19 protein-coding genes are annotated in these 19,486 nt (G+C 31.6%); 14 read left to right on the forward strand and 5 right to left on the reverse strand.

The window, feature by feature from the left end:
• Positions 1 to 54 precede the first annotated feature (54 nt).
• The 6 genes from radC to NAB20_RS07630 all read left to right on the forward strand — a co-directional run bounded on the left by radC (position 55) and on the right by NAB20_RS07630 (position 4,542).
• A complete protein-coding gene (gene radC / locus NAB20_RS07605) occupies positions 55 to 738 on the forward strand; it encodes a DNA repair protein RadC (RefSeq protein WP_375604897.1) in 684 nt (227 codons plus the stop codon).
• Entirely contained in the window at positions 739 to 1,368 is a 630-nt protein-coding gene (locus NAB20_RS07610) for an ABC transporter ATP-binding protein (protein ID WP_375604898.1), read from the forward strand.
• The gene (locus NAB20_RS07615) at positions 1,365 to 2,564 is read left to right on the forward strand and encodes an FtsX-like permease family protein (RefSeq protein WP_105195749.1); all 1,200 of its coding nucleotides are present in this window, start codon (positions 1,365 to 1,367) and stop codon (positions 2,562 to 2,564) included. Before NAB20_RS07610 ends, NAB20_RS07615 begins: the two co-directional genes overlap by 4 nt.
• Entirely contained in the window at positions 2,557 to 3,036 is a 480-nt protein-coding gene (locus tag NAB20_RS07620) for a hypothetical protein (RefSeq protein ID WP_088391922.1), read from the forward strand. The genes NAB20_RS07615 and NAB20_RS07620 overlap by 8 nt, the downstream gene beginning before the upstream one ends.
• 103 nt (positions 3,037 to 3,139) lie before the next feature.
• Positions 3,140 to 3,829 carry a YjjG family noncanonical pyrimidine nucleotidase gene (locus tag NAB20_RS07625; protein ID WP_105195748.1) on the forward strand — a complete coding sequence of 230 codons (690 nt, stop codon included), beginning with the start codon at positions 3,140 to 3,142 and terminating at the stop codon, positions 3,827 to 3,829.
• Positions 3,830 to 3,831: 2 nt separating this feature from the next.
• A complete protein-coding gene (locus NAB20_RS07630; protein ID WP_240668924.1) occupies positions 3,832 to 4,542 on the forward strand; it encodes a hypothetical protein in 711 nt (236 codons plus the stop codon).
• 141 nt (positions 4,543 to 4,683) lie between these two features.
• Here NAB20_RS07630 and NAB20_RS07635 read toward each other — a convergent pair whose 3' ends face one another.
• Positions 4,684 to 5,961, reverse strand: a complete 1,278-nt coding sequence (locus NAB20_RS07635; RefSeq protein WP_105195747.1) for a replication-associated recombination protein A — start codon at positions 5,959 to 5,961, stop codon at positions 4,684 to 4,686.
• 200 nt (positions 5,962 to 6,161) lie between these two features.
• On the opposite strand from NAB20_RS07635, the gene NAB20_RS07640 reads away from it, so the two are divergent.
• Positions 6,162 to 6,932, forward strand: a complete 771-nt coding sequence (locus NAB20_RS07640) for a rhomboid family intramembrane serine protease (RefSeq protein WP_105195746.1) — start codon at positions 6,162 to 6,164, stop codon at positions 6,930 to 6,932.
• 45 nt (positions 6,933 to 6,977) lie between these two features.
• Here NAB20_RS07640 and rlmB read toward each other — a convergent pair whose 3' ends face one another.
• From rlmB to NAB20_RS07660, 4 genes are all read right to left on the reverse strand, one after another.
• The gene (gene rlmB / locus NAB20_RS07645) at positions 6,978 to 7,718 is read right to left on the reverse strand and encodes a 23S rRNA (guanosine(2251)-2'-O)-methyltransferase RlmB (RefSeq protein WP_375604899.1); all 741 of its coding nucleotides are present in this window, start codon (positions 7,716 to 7,718) and stop codon (positions 6,978 to 6,980) included.
• A gap of 65 nt (positions 7,719 to 7,783) precedes the next feature.
• The gene (locus NAB20_RS07650; RefSeq protein ID WP_235878330.1) at positions 7,784 to 9,259 is read right to left on the reverse strand and encodes a SusD/RagB family nutrient-binding outer membrane lipoprotein; all 1,476 of its coding nucleotides are present in this window, start codon (positions 9,257 to 9,259) and stop codon (positions 7,784 to 7,786) included.
• Between the two features lie 3 nt (positions 9,260 to 9,262).
• The gene (locus tag NAB20_RS07655; RefSeq protein WP_375604900.1) at positions 9,263 to 12,475 is read right to left on the reverse strand and encodes a SusC/RagA family TonB-linked outer membrane protein; all 3,213 of its coding nucleotides are present in this window, start codon (positions 12,473 to 12,475) and stop codon (positions 9,263 to 9,265) included.
• 83 nt (positions 12,476 to 12,558) lie between these two features.
• Complete coding sequence (locus NAB20_RS07660) at positions 12,559 to 14,208, reverse strand: BamA/TamA family outer membrane protein (protein WP_105195742.1); 1,650 nt, start codon at positions 14,206 to 14,208, stop codon at positions 12,559 to 12,561.
• 171 nt (positions 14,209 to 14,379) lie between these two features.
• Between NAB20_RS07660 and rpsL the strand changes: the two genes are divergently transcribed.
• The 7 genes from rpsL to rplW all read left to right on the forward strand — a co-directional run bounded on the left by rpsL (position 14,380) and on the right by rplW (position 19,479).
• Complete coding sequence (gene rpsL, locus NAB20_RS07665; protein WP_014166289.1) at positions 14,380 to 14,760, forward strand: 30S ribosomal protein S12; 381 nt, start codon at positions 14,380 to 14,382, stop codon at positions 14,758 to 14,760.
• Between the two features lie 112 nt (positions 14,761 to 14,872).
• Positions 14,873 to 15,349: a 30S ribosomal protein S7 gene (gene rpsG, locus NAB20_RS07670; protein ID WP_088390167.1), complete on the forward strand. Its 477-nt coding sequence runs from the start codon at positions 14,873 to 14,875 to the stop codon at positions 15,347 to 15,349.
• Between the two features lie 11 nt (positions 15,350 to 15,360).
• Positions 15,361 to 17,505 carry an elongation factor G gene (fusA, locus tag NAB20_RS07675; RefSeq protein ID WP_105195741.1) on the forward strand — a complete coding sequence of 715 codons (2,145 nt, stop codon included), beginning with the start codon at positions 15,361 to 15,363 and terminating at the stop codon, positions 17,503 to 17,505.
• 11 nt (positions 17,506 to 17,516) lie between these two features.
• On the forward strand, positions 17,517 to 17,822 hold the full coding sequence (rpsJ, locus tag NAB20_RS07680) for a 30S ribosomal protein S10 (RefSeq protein WP_014166286.1): 306 nt from the start codon (positions 17,517 to 17,519) through the stop codon (positions 17,820 to 17,822).
• A 116-nt stretch (positions 17,823 to 17,938) separates the two neighbouring features.
• Positions 17,939 to 18,556, forward strand: a complete 618-nt coding sequence (gene rplC / locus NAB20_RS07685; protein ID WP_105195774.1) for a 50S ribosomal protein L3 — start codon at positions 17,939 to 17,941, stop codon at positions 18,554 to 18,556.
• Positions 18,556 to 19,185 (forward strand): 50S ribosomal protein L4, encoded by a 630-nt coding sequence (gene rplD, locus NAB20_RS07690; protein WP_088390171.1) that lies wholly within the window; start codon positions 18,556 to 18,558, stop codon positions 19,183 to 19,185. Before rplC ends, rplD begins: the two co-directional genes overlap by 1 nt.
• Positions 19,186 to 19,191: 6 nt before the next feature.
• Entirely contained in the window at positions 19,192 to 19,479 is a 288-nt protein-coding gene (gene rplW / locus NAB20_RS07695) for a 50S ribosomal protein L23 (RefSeq protein WP_088390173.1), read from the forward strand.
• Positions 19,480 to 19,486: the final 7 nt, after the last annotated feature.

The following is a 19,486-nucleotide window of genomic DNA, read 5'->3' on the forward strand; positions in this document are numbered from 1 at the left end:
GGTGATTTTTTTTAAAAAAGCTGTAAATTGTAAGTTATTAAAAGCCAATCAATTATGTATACGCCAATTAATAAATGGGCCAAAGATGATCGCCCACGTGAAAAATTCTTGACAAAAGGGAAAATGACACTATCTGATTCCGAACTACTTGCTATTCTTATAGGTTCAGGATCTCGTAATGAAAGTGCAGTACAATTATGTAGACGCATTTTAGCTTCCACAAACAATAATCTTCATCAATTAGGGAAGTTATCTATCCAACAACTTAGAGAGTTTAAAGGAGTTGGAGAAGCAAAGGCATTGTCTATAGCTGCCGCTTTAGAGTTAGGACGTAGGCGGAAAGAAGAAGAAGTAAGAGAATTTTTTAAAATAACAACGAGTTCACAAGTTTATTTTTTAATGCATCCCTTAATAGGGGAATTGCCACACGAAGAATTTTGGGTGCTATTTTTAAATAACTCTAATAAATTAATTTATAAAACACAAATTAGCAAAGGCGGTATTACAGGAACCATTGTAGATACTCGGTTAGTTTATAAATTAGCATTTGATTACTTTGCTACAGGTATTATTCTAATTCATAATCATCCATCAGGGAAACTAAAACCCAGTGATGCTGATATACAACTAACGAAAAAGTTGATAGAAGCAGGAAAGCATTTGGATATTTTAGTATTAGATCATTTGATAATAACAGAAAAGGCGTATTTTAGCTTTGCTGATGAAAACTTGTTATAAATGATACAAATTAAAGCGTTAGAGTATAGTTATTCTGATCATAAAATATTTCAATTTCCTGATTTTACTTGTTTAGCTTCTCAAGTATTATTACTAACAGGAAATTCAGGAGTTGGAAAAACCACTTTATTGCATTTATTAGGAGGAATGTTACTCCCTCGGTCAGGTGAAATTTTGATTGATAATTATGCTTTACAATCTCTAAGTGAAAGTGAAAGGGATCGTTTTAGAGGGAAATATATAGGTGTTGTTTTGCAACAAAATTATTTTATAGAATCCTTTAATGTATTAGAAAATGTATTGATGGCTTCCTATTTTGGAAAGGGAAAAACGGATATTATTAGAGCTAAGGAAATTTTGAAATATTTAGGTTTAGAAGATTATATTTATAAAAAAACGTATGAATTGAGTATAGGACAACAACAACGAGTGTCTATTGCAAGAGCTCTAATAAACAGACCTAAAGTAGTTTTGGCAGACGAGCCTACTTCAAGTTTGGATGATGAAAATACAATGATAGTGGCCAATCTATTAGAAAGTATTGCTAAAGAGTATCAAACAGCTATGATTGTAGTAACACATGATGTACGTTTAAAAGAACGTTTTCAAAATCAAATTCGATTGATATGATAGTAAAATTAGCTTGGCGAAATATTTGGTTTAAGCCTTTAAATACTTTTTTAAGTGTTGTGCTTTTGGCTAGTAGTGTGGCAATTATAACTCTTTTAATATTATTAGAAAAACAGTTTGAGGAACAATTTTCATCTAATGCAGATCATGTAGATTTGGTTTTAGGGGCTCAAGGTAGTCCTTTGCAATTAGTTTTGTCTTCGGTTTATCAAATAGATACCCCTACAGGGAATATAAATTATGATTCGGCTAAAGTATGGATGCAGCACCCCTTTGTAAAAAAAGCAATTCCGTTGGCTTTTGGAGATAATTATAGAGGTTATAAGATTGTAGGAACTAGTATAGATTATTTGAAAAAGTTTGATGCTGAAATAATTCAAGGGGAAATTTTTTTAAAGGATTTTGAGGTCGTTATAGGTTCTGTTGTTGCCCAAAAAATGAATTTAAAAATAGGACAAAATTTTTATAGTGTACATGGTGATGCAAAAGAAGGGGAAAAACATGAAACAAAACCTTTTAAAGTTGTGGGACTATTAAAGCCTACTGGTAAAATGATTGACAATCTAATAGTGTGCTCTATTAAAAGTATTTGGAGTGTACATGATGAATCAAACCATGAACTAAAAGAAGACCACCATCATAATGAATCTAGAGAAATTACCTCGGTGTTGTTAAAACTCAGAAATAAGATGGCTATTATGACATGGCCACGGTTGATTACATCCAATACAAAAATGCAAGCCGTTTCTCCTGCAATTGAGATTAATAGATTATTTACTCTCTTTGGAGTTGGAATTAAAACATTATCTTATTTAGGATATGGTATTATGACAATTTCAGGGCTTAGTATTTTTATAGTACTTTATAATAGACTGAAAGAACGTAGATATGAGTTTGCTTTATTACGCTTGCAAGGAGCAACAAGAAAACAGTTAATGTTGTTAGTTTTATTAGAAAGCCTACTTTTATGTTTAGTTGGCTTTTGTTTTGGAACCATAATTGGTAGATTTGCCTTGGAAATGATTTCTCAATTTTCAGAGGAAGATTTTAAAATAAGATTTAATACTTTTGAAATTATTTGGGAAAAAGAAAGTATTTTGTTACTAATGATTTTATTGTTAGGTATAATTTCTGCTTTAATTCCAGCACTTAAAGCCTACAAAATGAATTTATCAAAAATATTAGCAAATGCGTAGATGGATTATATTTATCACTTTGGTAAGTTTTACCTTCGTGAGTTTTAATAAAAAAGATAGAAAAAAAGAGAAAGTTTTTCAAAGAATAGCGATATCGAATGATACCTTGACTTGGAAAAAATTAGGGTATATTAAATTCATTAAAAAGCAGCATAAAGATTACGGTATGATTGATTATCCAGTAATCAGTCCTGAAATTAAAATGAGAAATAATAAGAAAATCATTATTTCAGGATTTATCGTACCAATTGATAATATTAATTATGCAATTAGTAAAAATGTGTTTGCCTCTTGTTTTTTTTGTGGAAAAGCAGGTCCTGAAACGATTGCAGGTTTAAAATTTAAAGAAGCCAAAAAGAAGCTTCGTACAGATCAATATGTAACGATATCTGGAACACTTAAAATAAATGAAACAGATGTTGATAATTGGATGTATAATTTAGTGGATGTAGTGATATTGAAAGGAGAATGAAGAAGTATTTTCTTTTATGAGCAATTTAATAAATCAACATTTTTAATGGGCTAAAGAAAGAATCATTAATTACTATAAGTATTTATAAAAAACGATTATAATTTTGAAATACAATCATATCCAGCATATATTTTTTGATTTAGATCATACTCTTTGGGATTTTGATCGAAATTCAGAAAAAACATTTGAAGTAATTTTAAAATCTTTATTTCCAGCATTATATATTCATGATTTTATGAAAATATATAATCCAATCAATCAAGAATGTTGGAAATTGTATCAAGTAGATACGATAACCCATAAAGAATTGCGTTATAGAAGATTAAAAGAAACCTTTGATAAATTAGAAATATTGATTTCAGATCAAATGATTGATAAAATTTCGGAAGATTATATGAATCAGTTATCTAACAATAATTATTTAATAGAAGGATGTATTGAAGTACTTCAATATCTTTATTCAAAATATAGTTTGCATATTATAACAAATGGATTTGCGGATGTACAGTTAAAGAAAATGCACAATTCAAATCTATACCCTTTTTTTAACACAATTACTAATTCAGAATTAGCAGGTGTAAAAAAACCGCATAAGATGATTTATCAATACGCGTTAGATAAAGCAAAAGCTACAAAAAGAGGAAGTATTATGATAGGAGATTGTATAGAAGCAGATGTTAAAGGTGCTCTAAATTTTGGTATTGAAGCTATTTTTTTTAATCCAAATTGTCAACAGGTCGAAAAGGAAATCAGTCAGATTAATACCTTAACTGAATTAAAAAATATATTTTAAAAATGAATAAGAAATTAATTATGGGGTTAATGAGCTTGTTTTCATTAACCAGTTTAGGACAGTCTTTAAATGACTATAAAATAGCATTAATACCATCAAAGTTTTCCTTTCAAAATGAAGATAATCAATATCGAATCAACACAACCGTTAAGATGTATTTAAAACAAAAAGGTATTGAAGCGTATCTATCTAATGAAAAATTGCCAGAAGACTTTTTAGATTATAATTGCGATAAACTTTTTATAAATGGAGTTGAGGAAAATACGATTTTTTCAACAAAGATTAAATTTGAGTTTAAAGACTGTAAGGGAAATATTTTATTTACAACAGATTTAGGAGAAAGTAGAGAAAAGGATGTTGCTACGGGATATAATTTAGCGACCATTCAATCTTTAGGTTCTTTTAACAAAGCGAATTATAAATTTTCAGGCAAAAGTTTTGATGATGAAATTATTCAAGCCAAGTTAAAAGAAATGAATAAAGAAGAAATTACTGAAACAAAAATAGTTACGGTAAAAACAGAACTTTCTTATGAATTAATTGATAAAATAACAGGAGAGAATTTAGTTTTATATAAAACGTCTACACCTTTCGTTTTTTTAACTTCGTTTAAAAATCGTAATGGTATGGTAGTTAAAAAGGATAATACTTGGTTTTTTGAATATTTAGAAGAAGGAAAAGTTAATTCAGATAGGTTAGATATTAATTTTTAAAAAAGAGTAAGAAATTATTTTTATTCAAGGATTAAATAATAAGGAGAAACTTCACTCATGATAGGTGTATGATGTTTCTCCTTTTAGGAAGCGGTATAATAAAGATAAGAATAAATAGTAATGAAATAAAATAATTCATTTTTAATAATCATATTTGTTTTTCCATCTGTTTTTTAAAAATTGACGAAGTTCACGTTCCCTAACATTTTCACCTGGTTCAAAAAATTTAGTTTCACTAATTTCGTGTGGTAAATATTCCTGTTCTGAAAAATTATTCGTGTAATCGTGTGAATATTTATATTCTTCCCCATATCCTAATTCCTTCATGAGTTTAGTAGGAGCGTTTCTTAGATGTAGAGGAACTGGTAAATTACCAGTTTGTTTTACTATTTGTTGCGCTTTACCTATAGCTATGTAACTAGCGTTACTTTTTGCTGAGGAAGCTAGATAAATGGCACATTGACTTAATATGATTCGACTTTCTGGATATCCAATAGTAGTAACTGCTTGAAATGTATTATTAGCCATAATTAATGCAGTTGGATTAGCATTGCCAATGTCTTCACTAGCTAAAATTAGCATACGTCTTGCAATAAATTTAACATCTTCACCTCCTTCAATCATTCTTGCTAACCAATATACAGCCCCGTTAGGATCACTTCCTCTTATAGATTTTATAAAAGCAGAAACTATATCATAATGTTGTTCTCCTGTTTTATCATATAAAATAGTATTCTTTTGAACTAATTGCATTACTTTTTTATTGGTGATTTCAATAGGCGATTCATCAGAAGCATTAATGACTAATTCAAATGTATTAAGGAGTTTTCTTCCGTCACCACCGGAAAGTTTTAAAAGAGCTTCTGTTTCCTTTAAAATGATGTTTTTCTTCGTTAAGATTGTGTCGGTTACCAAAGCACGTTGGAGTAAATTATCTAAATCTTCTTTGTTAAAAGCGTTTAGTATATATACCTGACAACGTGACAAAAGAGCAGGGATTACTTCAAAACTGGGATTTTCAGTAGTTGCGCCAATGAGTGTTACCCATCCTTTTTCTACAGCTCCAAGTAAAGAATCTTGTTGTGATTTGCTAAAACGATGGATCTCATCAATGAATAATATGGGATTTCTGGAGGTAAATAAACCATTACTTTGTTTTGCTTTATCTATAACATCTCGTATTTCTTTTACTCCCGAGTTTATGGCACTTAATTCATAAAAGGGACGATTACTACTTTGGGCAATAATTTGTGCTAAAGTGGTTTTTCCTGTACCTGGAGGTCCCCATAAAATAAGAGAAGGAATAATACCATTTTTTATTTGATGAGTCAAAGAGCCTTGATTGCCAACCAAATGAGATTGACTAATATATTCTTCTAATGATTTGGGGCGTATTCTTTCTGCTAGTGGTATTTCCATAGGGAGTAAAATTAATTATTTCTGACAAAAAATCATTAAAACAGTTTTGGATCTTTTTTTGATATTAAATGTTGAATGATTTTTGTTTCGAATTACAAATTTAACAATATTAAGATTGCTATTAATGATGGTTTTATAATAACCTCTATACTTAAATAGGTAATATTATGTATTACCGTTGAAAAATAAATTTTATACAAATGAAAGAAAATGAATTTAAATTTACACCATCTGTAATATTATTGCCTTTATATTTTGTTTTATGTCTTTGGATTGTTTTTTGGGTCGAGCAACAATTTAAGATTAGTTTTACAGTTTATGGGATTTATCCAAGAGTGTTATCAGGAATAAAAGGCGTTTTTTTTAGTCCTTTTTTGCATGGTGATATAGGACATTTGTTTAATAATTCATTACCATTATTATTTTTGTTAGCTAGTTTACGTTTTTTTTATAGAGAATATTCACTTAAAGTATTGTTTTATGGGATTTTGTTATCAGGTATAGGAACGTGGATGATAGGAAGAGAAAGTTATCATATAGGAGCTAGTGGTTTAGTGTATGTCTTGGCTTCTTTTATTTTTTTTAAAGGAATTCAAACGCGTTATTATCGTTTGGTAGCGTTATCTTTTACTGTTATTTTATTGTATGGAGGTATGATTTGGTATATATTTCCAAGTGCAGAAGAACATATTTCATGGGAAGCTCATTTATCAGGTTTTGTAGTAGGATTGTTTTTTAGCTGGTTATATGATACACCAATATATCAAAAACCTGTGATATACGATTGGCAAGAACAAAATTATGATTTTAAAAAAGATCCTTTTATGAAGCATTTTGATGAGGAAGGTAATTTTATTTCGAGTTCTAAAATGCGTCAGATAGAATTAGAAAAATGGATTTATTTCATTTCAAATCTTCCTGTTATTTATGAAATAAAAAAGCCCGATGAAACATCAGGCAATGATTTATAATTTAAATAAAACTTTTAAATAGGGGATTCCTAGATAATGAATATCTTAGATTTCCTTTCTTTGTCTTACTGTTTCATATAAGAAAGCACCACATGCTACAGAAACGTTCAATGAAGAGATGGTGCCAAACATAGGTAATTTAGCTTTTTCATCAATAATTTTTAGAACAGATGGGTTAACTCCTTTATCCTCGCTTCCCATAATAATTGCAAGTGGTTCTTTTAAGTCAATATCGTAAATATTATTATTAGTTTTTTCGGTAGCCGCTACTGTTTTGATACCAGAACCTTGAAGGTAGAAGACAGCATCCTTAATATGATCAACTTTGCAAATAGGAATATTGAAAACAGCACCAGCAGATGTTTTTACGGTGTCGCCATTTACAGGAGCAGAACCTTGTTTTTGAACAATAATGCCATCTACGCCAGTGCATTCTGCAGTTCGTATAATAGCACCAAAGTTACGAGCATCGCTTAATTGGTCTAAGATTAGAAAAAGAGGAGTTTTTTTATTTTCTGTTACTCTTTCTACCAAATTTTCTAAGCTAACAAAAGAAATAGGGGCAATGGTGGCAACAACGCCTTGGTGATTATTAGAAGTTAAACGATTTAATTTTTCAACGGGAACATAACTGAAATTAATATTGTTTTTTTTAAAAGCTTTAAGTAATTCTTGCATTAACTCTCCTTGTGCGTCTTTTTGTATAAAGACTTTATCGATTTCTTTTTTTGCTTGAATAGCTTCTAAAACGGCTCTAATTCCGAAAATTTGGTTATCTTTTTCCATGGGGTAAAGATAAAAAAAATCCATCAAATTCTAAATTTGATGGATTTTATTATAGATTAAAAGTTTTAATTTTTATCCCAGAAAATCTTAGTATATAATTTATCACCTCCAATAGCTTCTGCTGCTGCTGTGTAATTTGATCCATTTATGGTTGATTCTGATATCGGATAAGTATATCTGACTGGAACTTTTTTGTCAGCTGCTGCTACCGCTTTTGTAGGAGCTTTTAAAATAGGATAATCTAATCTTCTGTAAAAAGTCCAAGATTCAAAACCTCTATTATACATTGCTATCCAAGCTTGCATTCCAATTTTTTCTTTCCAATTGCCACTAGCAGTTGTATAATTAATGTTGGGTTGCGCCAAGTAATTGTTAATATCATTTGATGGGATATTCCAATAGTTCATGGATGAGGTAATAGCAGTATTGTAGTAATATTGAGCATTGTTTCCAACTGAATAACCTCGTTCAGCAGCTTCTGCTAATAAAAAGTTTATTTCTGATGCGTCAACGAGTACACCAAAAGCATCTGATTTTTTTATTGCATCTCCAACATGTGAGTAAGATGTTGCATACGGATTAGCATTTTGTGCGCCATAAACACCTCCAGTATAAGCACCTTCTAGTTTGGTAAAGAAAATACCTCTTCTAGGATCACTAAGGGAATTCATGTAATCAACAATTGTTTTTGCTGGTACAAAGTCATTTCGATTGCTGGCTACTAAATTGTCAAAAATCGGATTATAAGTAGGAGCAGATGTAGAATATCTAAAAAGAGCATTGTCTGTATTAGATGTAATTATTCCTCCTGCTACGGCTGTTTCTACTGTTTGTTTAGATAAAGCAGGATTGAAATCACTTAGATTTATACCTAATTTAACTTTTAATGAATTTGCAAATTTTAACCATTTTTCAACGTTTCCAGCGTATATTAAATCGCCACTTTTAAAACTTTCAGAATGCAGATCTAATTTGCTGATAGCATTATTTAATCTAACGATTAAATCAGAATAAATTGTTGCAGCATCATCATATTTGGGTAAAATATTAGTTTGGTTTTTTAATGATTCGCTGTATGGTATATTTCCAAAAGTGTCAACTAAATTCTGATAAGTGTAAATTTTTAAAATTTCAATTATGGCTTTTTTATTGGTTTGAATTTTTGCCCAATCAGTAGCTGAAATCCTATCTGGTCTAATTTCATTTTGAATGACTTCTTCTGCAGATTGTAAGTTGCCTAGTACATCTCTATACAAGTTATTCCAGTGAAAACCAGGAATGTTTCGATTGATTAGATTATATCGAGATTCAGCAGTATACAACGTAGCGGCCCAATATTGTGAAAAATATCTAAAAACATTTTCATTGACACTAGGGGAAGTTAATTGATCAGATATACCTTTTTGAGAGTTGCTTAGTAATGATTCGGCAGAAACATCATAAGCTTTTTTTGTGTCATCATTAAATTTTATGTCTTCGCTGATACAGCTTGTTACTAATAATGATGATATTGCTGTTAATTTTATAATTGTTTTTTTCATTTCTTAGAAGTTAATTTTCATGTTAAATGAATATGTTTTAATAGCAGGCATTACACCTGATTGAAATCCTTGGATATTTCCTGCAGAAGAACCAGCTTCAGGATCACTATACGGTGTGTTTTTATGTATTATCCACAAATTGCTTCCTAATAAACTAAAGCTAATACTTGATAAATCTAATTTTTCAATATATTTATTAGGTAAGTTGTATGTCAAGCCAACTTCTCTAAGTTTGATATATGAAGCATCATAAATATAAGCTTTATTAGGATTAGTATCAGTGCTAAAAGCAGTTCCTCCTGATGAGGAAGCATCTACTACAATGTTATTAGGTTGCCCATTTTCTAGAACGCCAGGTAATATTACCCCTCCTTTGTTTGCATCTCTGACAGGTACTCCTAAATGATTTAATCCTGTTGTTTCAGGATATATTCCTGTTTCTTTTCCGTAAGCTTGATCTAATGAATAAAGATTGCCTCCTTTTTTTACATCAATTAAGAAGTTTAAAGAGAAATCATTATAACGAATTTTGTTATTTAAACCACCTATCCAGTCAGCTTGTATTGTTCCAAGTACTTTGTTATTTTGTGTCAAATAAAATCCGTTTGATCCAACAACTTTGTTTCCATTTGCGTCATATACGTAATCTGTACCTCTTAATGTGCCATAAGCTTCACCTACAGTTGCATTTAGAGAGACTCCTCCTTGGAAGTTTGCCAAGAGTAAGTTGTCTCTTCCTTGATTTAAAGATTTAACAGTATTGATGTTTTTTGACCAGTTGATACCAATTTCCCAAGAAAATTTTTGAGTTTTTATAGGACTTCCAGATAAGGCTACTTCAATACCTTTGTTTTCCATTTCTCCAGCATTAACGCGCGCAGATGTAAAACCTGTTGCTCCAGTTTGCGGTACGTTAAATATTTGGTTGGTTATGTTGGTTTTGTAAACTGATAAGTCTAAGTTTAAACGATCGTATAATCCTAGTTCTAAACCTGCTTCTATTGATTTTTGAACTTCTGGTTTTAATTTTCCTTGTTCATAATAAGTTGAAGGATTTCCAAATAATGGATTTCCATCTATAATCCCGTTGAAAGCACGTGAACCTAATCTCCCAAAAGCCAAATCATTGCCTACCTCTGCGTAATTAACTCTTAGTTTAGCTAGGTTTAACCAGTCTTTTTTGATTACTTCTGATAATATTAAACTTGTCCCTACAGAAAAATAATTATATTTATTTTCGGCTCCAAGTAAAGCTGTACTTTCATCATGACGTACAGTTCCTTCTAAGTAAATAATTTTCTTATAATCTAATGTGCCTTGAGCGTAAATTCCACTTTTTTCGTATTTTATTTCTGATTGAAGTGGAGCAAGGAATACGTTAGAGTTTTGTAAAGAGTATAGATATGGTTTAGCAAGACCTCCTGTTGTTGATCCAAATAAACTTCTTGAGTTAGCTTTTTTAAATGTATAACCACCTAAAATTCTTGTACCAAAATCTTTACTTAAATTGAATTTATAAGTAGCTATTAAATCATAAGTTTGCTGTAAAAAATCTCTTGTAAAAATACTATAGCCAGAAGAAGCATTACCTCCTGTTGTACCAAAATTTTCAGCATGACTTCCTATTGCTTTTCTTAATTCTTGATTATCATATGAATATTCTAGTGTAGCTCTTCCTAAAATGTTTAAATTTTTTGAAATATCATAGCTAAGACTACTCCCTGTTAAAACTCTTGTTCTTGTGTCAGTTTCATAGTTTTCATATCGATCCCAATAAGGATTATTCCAGAAGTTAGGTTTTAAATCGCCATTTGTAGGATCTATTTGGTTCCAAGTAACGTTTTGTTTGGTTCTGAAATATTCATTTTCTAATTCTTTAACGTCTACGTTAACTGGCCACCATTGTCTAAATCCTGTTATAATGTTATCGCCATAGCCTGTAGCATTTCTACCTTTTGTGCTTTGATCTGTAAAAGTGATGAAAGTGTTTGATTTTAATTTACTTGTAAAATCTCTTGTGAAACTACCATTAATGGAGTTTTTGTTTAAAGTACTGTTTGGTAAGATTCCTGTTTCGTTATTATTTGTGTAAGAGAAGTTGTAAGCAGATTTTTCATCTCCACCATTAAAATTGATATTATTAACAGTAGAAAAAGCTGTTTTGAAAAAGCTATTGGGATCGTTTGAAGCTGCAACCCATGGTGTTGCTTTACCGTAATTAGGGTTTCCTATTACAAACGAGTTCCATTGATATACTAATTGATTAGGATTAAATGCGTTTCCGTAAGAAGCATCATCTCCTGTAGAGCTTACTACCGCATTCGGGTTGCCAAAAATATTAGCTGTATAGTTGCTGTTTTCGCCTGCATAACCTCCTCCATATTCTTTTTGATATGTTGGTAATGTTTGTTTATTTGCATTTGAAATGGATAGAGTTGAACTTAAACTAATTCCTAAAGCTGTTCTCTTCTTTCCTTTTTTTGTAGTAATAATAATAGCCCCATTCGCTGCTTCACTTCCGTATAGAGCAGTTGCTGAAGTACCTTTAAGCACATTTATTGATTCAATGTTATTAGGGTCTATGTCAGAAGCAGAATTACCAAAATCAAAACCTTGTCTTCCGCTTGCTGTATCTGCGTCATTTAAGTTAGCATTGTTTACAGGTACTCCGTCTATTATGATTAGAGCTTGGTTGTTACCAGTTAAGCTTTTTGTTCCTCTTAGAACAATATTACTAGAGCCTCCGAAGTTAGAATTGTTTCTAATTTCCAAACCAGCAACTTTACCAGATAAATTATTAATGAAATTACTAGTTGGAACCTGATTAATTGTTGCTGCATCAAGTTTTTGAGTTGAATAACCTAACGATTTTTTTTCTCTTGATATACCCTGAGCAGTTACAACTACCTCCCCTAATACTTTAGAGTCATTTTGCATGACTGTATTCATTACAGGAGAAGTTCCAACAACTTTTGAAATTTCTTTCATTCCCATAAATGAGAATATTAAAGTCTCTCCTTCTTTTGCTTTGATATTATATTTTCCATCAAAACCAGTTGAAGCTCCTCGTTGTGTACCCTTCACTAAAACATTTACCCCAGGCAATGGTCCAGAAGCATCTGTTACCACTCCTGTAATCGTTTTCTCTTGTGCAAAAGAAAACTGAACCGTCAACACTATTAGAAGTGTATAAATCCATTTAAATTTTGATCTCATAAAAATAATTAATTGATTAGTTCATGCAAATATGTAAAATAAATTTTAAAATTTCTTTTTTTTATTTGTTTTTTTAAAGGGTTTTATAAAATAAAAGAAATATTTATATGAAAAATAGAATTTTTAAAATCTAAATTTCGATTATTGGTCGTTCCATTGCTGTATTGTATATGTATAAGGCTTGTTTTGTTAATTAAATAAAAGCCCAGTCCAAGACTTTTTAGGTTATTTTTTGTTTTGAGTGTAGTGTCTTCGCTATAAGCATAATCTATAATGCTGTGTAGGTAAAAATTACTGTTAATTTTGTATCTGTATTCTGAAATAATTGAAGTTAGAAAGTTTGTTTGCAAACTATTTTCGTTAAAACCTCTGATTGAATTAATACCTCCAAATCGAAATAATTCGTTAGTTAGGTAGTGATTGCTGTTTAGATAGTAATTTTGACTTTTAATGAATAAGCTGTTTTGATTGTTTAAGTAGAATAAGTGCGATAACTCCGTTAATGTAAAAAATTGCGATATGTTTGTGGTGCTGTTATTTCTTTTTCCTATTCCTATTTTAAAACTAAGATTTGTTTTTTCGCTAAATAGAGTTTCGTTGGAATTGTGATTTAGATGTTGAAAACTTAAAGTGTAAAAGTGGTTCTGGTAATCCATTAAAGTTCCTGAATTTGATTTTTGGATATCACTTGATTCGGTTTCTTGATAGCCTAAGTAACAACGCGTTTTGTAGTTTAGTAAGTAACCTAATTCTATTTCTGATTTTGTTTTTTGAAAAGTCGTATCTTGTTTAAAAATATTTAATTCCCCTTTTAAAGCTAATGGTGTTTTGAAAATATAAGGAGTTTCAATATTTAGGTTAAAAGCAGTTTGGTTTTCTCCATTTTTTTTCCAGTATATATTGACTTTTTCGCCTGAGTTTAAAACGTTTGATAATTTTAAGTCTAAATAACCATTCAATTTTAGGTTGTTTTTTTGATTGCTAAAGCCAATATATCCGTCAAACGTATTTCTTTTTTGTTTTTCTAGGTAAACGTAAATTATTGTTGAGTCTTTCTTGAAAAGAATCTCAGCGTCTTTTGTGGTCTTGCAAAAAGGAAGGTTTTTAAAATCGCGATTAATTTTTTTTAATTGGGTTTCGTTAAAAGTCTTTTTCTTATACTCTATGAGTATGTTGTGTAAAAAGTTTTTTGGGAAATTGGAATAACCATTTATGTTGATTTGATCTATAGTCCTTTTTCTATCTTTACAAATAGTGATTTCTGATAGTAAAATTTGTTTGTTTCTTTTGATGTTAGAGAGGCTTATTTCTGTTAGAGAAAATCCTTTTTTTTCTAGTGTTTTGGTGAAATCAGAAAGTTGTTTATTTATGTTTTTGAAGTCTATTTTGATGGTGTCTTGTTTTTTTTCTAATAAAATTTTGTGTGAGCCCAAAAAAATATGAATTTCTTTAATGCAATCTCCAAGTTCGTATTTGATAAGATGTGTGCTGTCGTTAATCTTTTTGTTAATTAATATTTTTTGTTCTATATAGCCTTTTTGAGAGATAGTTTCGGATAATTTGTTTATTTCTTTCTGAAGAGAAATTAAGTTAATATGTTTTTTGGAAACAGAAATAGAATCTAAGACTTTATTCTGATAGTTTGAATTTCCTTCAATTTTTAAAAATAAATATTGTCCCCAGTTTTTGTGAGGTAAAATGAGAAAAAGAATGGAATAGAAGAGATGTTTCAAAAGTTTGTGATTTTTGGTAAAATTAACGTAAAAAAAAGAACTTTAAAAGGTAAGAAAATAAGAGTGCTGAAAATTAATAATTTACAGTTTGTTTTTTGAAAATTTATACATACATTTGCAACCCCGTAAATTGCGGGATTTTATAAACAAGTAAATAATTTAGTATTAATTATGCCAACAATTCAACAATTAGTAAGAACTGGAAGAGCCAAATTAACTAAGAAGAGTAAATCGGCTGCTTTAGATTCTTGTCCTCAAAGAAGAGGGGTTTGTACGCGTGTGTATACTACTACACCTAAAAAGCCAAACTCAGCAATGCGTAAAGTTGCGCGTGTGCGTTTGACTAATGGTAATGAAGTAAATGCTTACATCCCAGGTGAAGGACACAATCTACAAGAGCACTCGATAGTATTAGTTAGAGGTGGAAGGGTAAAAGATTTACCAGGAGTTAGATACCACATCGTACGTGGTGCTTTGGATACTGCCGGAGTTAACGGTCGTTTACAAAGAAGATCTAAATATGGTGCTAAACGCCCTAAAGATAAAAAGTAATTTTTAATTAAGTGATTAGTGATTAGTGATAAGTGAATAGTGATAGGCTCAAGGGCGTAAATGCTTAAACTTAAACTTTAAACTTTAAACTTTAAAAAAGTAACAAAAAGAAATGAGAAAAAGACAGGCCAAAAAAAGACCTCTTTTACCAGATCCAAAATTTAACGATCAATTAGTTACACGTTTCGTGAATAACTTAATGTGGGATGGTAAAAAATCGACAGCTTTTGCAGTATTCTACGATGCTTTAGAAATCGTTGAGAATAAAAAACAAGATGCTGAAAAAACATCATTAGAAATTTGGAAAGACGCTTTAACAAATGTTATGCCTCACGTAGAAGTTCGTTCTCGTCGTGTAGGAGGTGCTACCTTTCAAATTCCAATGCCTATTCGTCCAGATAGAAAAATTTCTATGTCGATGAAATGGTTGATTCTTTATGCTAGAAGAAGAAATGAGAAATCTATGGCGGCTCGTTTAGCGTCTGAAATTTTAGCTGCGGCTAAAGAAGAGGGTGCGGCTGTTAAGAAAAGAATGGATACTCATAAAATGGCGGAAGCTAATAAGGCATTCTCTCACTTTAGATTTTAATTCGTAAAGAAATGGCAAGAGATTTAAAATATACTAGAAATATTGGTATTGCTGCTCATATCGATGCAGGTAAAACGACCACTACAGAGCGTATCTTATTCTATACAGGTAAGTCTCACAAAATTGGTGAGGTGCACGATGGTGCTGCTACTATGGATTGGATGGCTCAGGAGCAAGAAAGAGGGATTACTATTACTTCGGCAGCTACTACTTGTACTTGGAATTTTCCAACGGAACAAGGAAAAAACATTGCAGATTCTAAGCCTTACCACTTCAATATTATCGATACTCCAGGTCACGTTGACTTTACAGTAGAGGTAAACCGTTCATTACGTGTATTAGATGGTTTAGTATTCTTGTTCTCTGCGGTTGATGGTGTTGAACCTCAATCTGAAACGAACTGGAGATTAGCTGACCAGTACAGAGTTCCTCGTATGGGATTCGTAAACAAAATGGATCGTCAAGGTTCTAACTTCCTTAATGTGTGTCAACAAGTTAAGGATATGTTACGTTCTAATGCGGTAGCTATTACTTTGCCAATTGGTGAGGAAAATGATTTTAAAGGGGTAGTTGATTTAGTGAAAAATCAAGCTATTGTATGGCATGATGAAACGCAAGGAGCTACTTTTGATATTATCGATATTCCTGCTGATATGGTGGATGAGGTAAAACAATACCGTTCTATATTAATTGAAGAAATCGCTTCTTACGATGAAAACTTACTAGATAAGTATATGGAAGATGAGAATTCAATTACTGAAGAAGAAATTAATACGGCATTACGTGCGGCTACAATTGATATGGCTATTATTCCTATGTTATGTGGATCATCATTCAAAAACAAAGGAGTTCAATTCATGTTAGATGCTGTTTGTAAATATTTGCCATCTCCTTTGGATAAAGAAGGTATCGAAGGTATTCATCCTGATGATGCTGATTTGTTAGAAGAAGATCAAAAGAAAATCTTGCGTCGTCCAGATGTAAAAGAGCCGTTTGCGGCTTTAGCATTTAAAATTGCTACGGATCCTTATGTAGGTCGTTTAGCTTTCTTCCGTGCTTATTCTGGTCGTTTAGATGCAGGTTCTTATATCTTGAACACGCGTTCAGGAAACAAAGAGCGTATTTCTCGTATCTACCAAATGCACGCTAACAAGCAAAACCCAATCGAATATATCGAGGCTGGTGATATTGGAGCTGCTGTAGGTTTTAAAGATATCAAGACGGGTGATACAATGTGTGATGAGAAAAATCCTATCATCCTTGAATCAATGAAATTCCCTGATCCGGTAATCGGTATCGCTATTGAGCCTAAAACTAAGGCTGACGTAGATAAAATGGGTATGGCTTTAGCTAAATTAGCTGAAGAAGATCCAACGTTTACAGTTAGAACTGATGAGGCTTCTGGTCAAACGATTATTTCTGGTATGGGTGAGCTTCACTTAGATATCTTAGTTGACCGTATGAAACGTGAGTTTAAGGTTGAAGTAGATCAAGGTGAGCCTCAAGTAGAATACAAAGAAGCTTTCACTAAAACTGCACAACACCGTGAGGTTTATAAAAAACAATCGGGTGGACGTGGTAAATTCGGTGATATCGTTTTCCGTTTAGAGCCTGCTGAAGCTGGTACTGTAGGATTAACGTTTGTTAACGAAGTAAAAGGTGGTAACGTTCCTAAGGAATATATCCCAGCTGTTGAAAAAGGTTTCAGGGAAGCTATGAAGCAAGGTCCTTTAGCAGGATATGTTGTAGATAGCTTAAAAGTAACTTTATTAGACGGTTCATACCACGCGGTGGATTCAGATGCTTTATCTTTCGAATTAGCTGCTAAGTTAGGGTACAAAGAAGTAGCTAAAGCTGCTGGTGCTGTAATCCTTGAACCAATCATGAAAATTGAAGTTATTACTCCAGAAGAAAACATGGGTGATATCGTAGGTGACTTAAACCGTCGTCGTGGTCAAGTAAATGATATGGGTGATAGAAACGGTGCTAAGACTATTAAAGCAAACGTTCCATTATCAGAAATGTTTGGTTATGTAACTACTTTAAGAACTTTATCTTCAGGTCGTGCTACATCAACTATGGAATTCTCTCACTACGAAGAAACTCCATCTAACATTTCAGAGGCAGTAATTAAGAAAGCTAAAGGTAACGCTTAATTTTTAAGAAAATGAGTCAAAAAATCAGAATAAAATTAAAATCTTACGATCATATGTTGGTTGATAAATCAGCAGAAAAAATCGTAAAAACTGTAAAAAGTACAGGTGCAGTAGTTACGGGTCCAATTCCATTACCTACTAACAAAAAGATTTTCACTGTGTTACGTTCTCCGCACGTAAACAAAAAATCAAGAGAGCAATTTGAAGTTAGTTCATACAAAAGATTGTTAGACATCTATTCTTCATCTTCAAAAACTATCGATGCTTTAATGAAATTAGAGCTTCCAAGTGGAGTAGAAGTTGAGATTAAAGTGTGATAAATTACTCAAATTAAAATATTTAAGCATTATGTTTTGAAATTCAAAACATAATGCTTACTTTTGCGCACTCAAAATTAGAGTTTTATATATTATTAATAATTAATTATTTAAGTATGTCTGGGTTAATCGGAAAGAAAATCGGAATGACTAGCATCTTCGACGAGAACGGGAAAAACATCCCTTGTACTGTTATTGAAGTTGGTCCTTGCGTTGTTACCCAAGTCAGAACCAATGAGGTTGACGGGTATGAGGCTCTTCAACTTGGTTTCGATGACAAATCTGCAAAGCACACAAATAAAGCTGCTGAAGGTCACTTCAAAAAAGCTGGAACGGTTGCGAAAAAGAAAGTTGTTGAATTCCAAGGATTTGAAAATGAGCACAAATTAGGTGATGTAATCACTGTAGACTTATTCGCAGAAGGTGAATTTGTAGATGTTCAAGGTGTTTCTAAAGGTAAAGGTTTTCAAGGGGTTGTAAAACGTCACGGTTTTGGTGGTGTTGGACAAGTTACTCACGGTCAACATAACCGTTTAAGAGCGCCAGGTTCAGTAGGTGCTTCATCTTATCCTTCTAGAGTATTCAAAGGAATGCGCATGGCAGGAAGAATGGGTGGAGACAATGTTAAAGTTCAAAATCTTAGAGTTTTAAAAGTAGTAGCTGAAAAGAACCTACTTGTTGTTAAAGGATGTATTCCTGGGCATAAAGACTCTTATGTAATCGTTCAGAAGTAATGGAAGTAAAAGTATTAGATATCAACGGAAAAGATACTGGAAGAAAAGTACAGCTTTCTGATTCAGTTTTCGCAATTGAGCCTAATAACCATGCTCTTTACTTAGATGTGAAACAATATTTGGCTAATCAACGTCAAGGTACACATAAAGCAAAAGAAAGAGCAGAAGTTACTGGAAGTACTCGTAAAATTAAAAAACAAAAGGGTACAGGTACCGCTCGTGCAGGAAGTGTTAAGTCTCCATTGTTTAAAGGAGGAGGGACAGTTTTCGGTCCAAGACCAAGAAATTATTCTTTTAAATTGAATAAAGCTTTAAAACGTTTAGCTCGTAAATCAGCTTTAACTTTAAAAGCGAAAGAATCTAACTTAATCGTATTAGAAGACTTCGGTTTCGAAGCTCCAAGTACTAAAAATTTTATTAACGTTTTAAAAGCGTTAGGGTTAGAAAACAAAAAATCATTGTTCGTTTTGGGAGGTGAAAACAAAAATGTTTACTTATCATCTCGTAACTTACAAAAATCTTCTGTGGTTCTTAACTCAGAATTAAGTACTTATGCGATATTAAACGCAAATAATTTAGTTCTTTTAGAGGGATCTTTAGAAGGAATCGAACAAAATTTAAGCAAATAATAGGCCATGAGTATTATTATAAAACCTATCGTTACAGAAAAAGTAACTAAAGACGGTGAAGTATTCAATCGTTTTGGTTTCGTTGTATCTAAAAAAGCAAACAAAGTAGAAATTAAGAAAGCTGTTGAGGCTGCTTATGGTGTTACTGTTGTTAATGTTAATACAATGAATGTACGTCCAGATCGCACTACTAAATATACAAAAAGTGGTATGATAGCTGGTAAAACTAATGCTTACAAAAAAGCAATCGTACAAGTTAAAGAAGGAGAAACAATTGATTTTTACAACAACTAAGTAAAGT

Source organism: Flavobacterium davisii, from assembly GCF_042182265.1.
In the GTDB taxonomy this organism is placed as follows: Bacteria; Bacteroidota; Bacteroidia; order Flavobacteriales; family Flavobacteriaceae; genus Flavobacterium; species Flavobacterium davisii.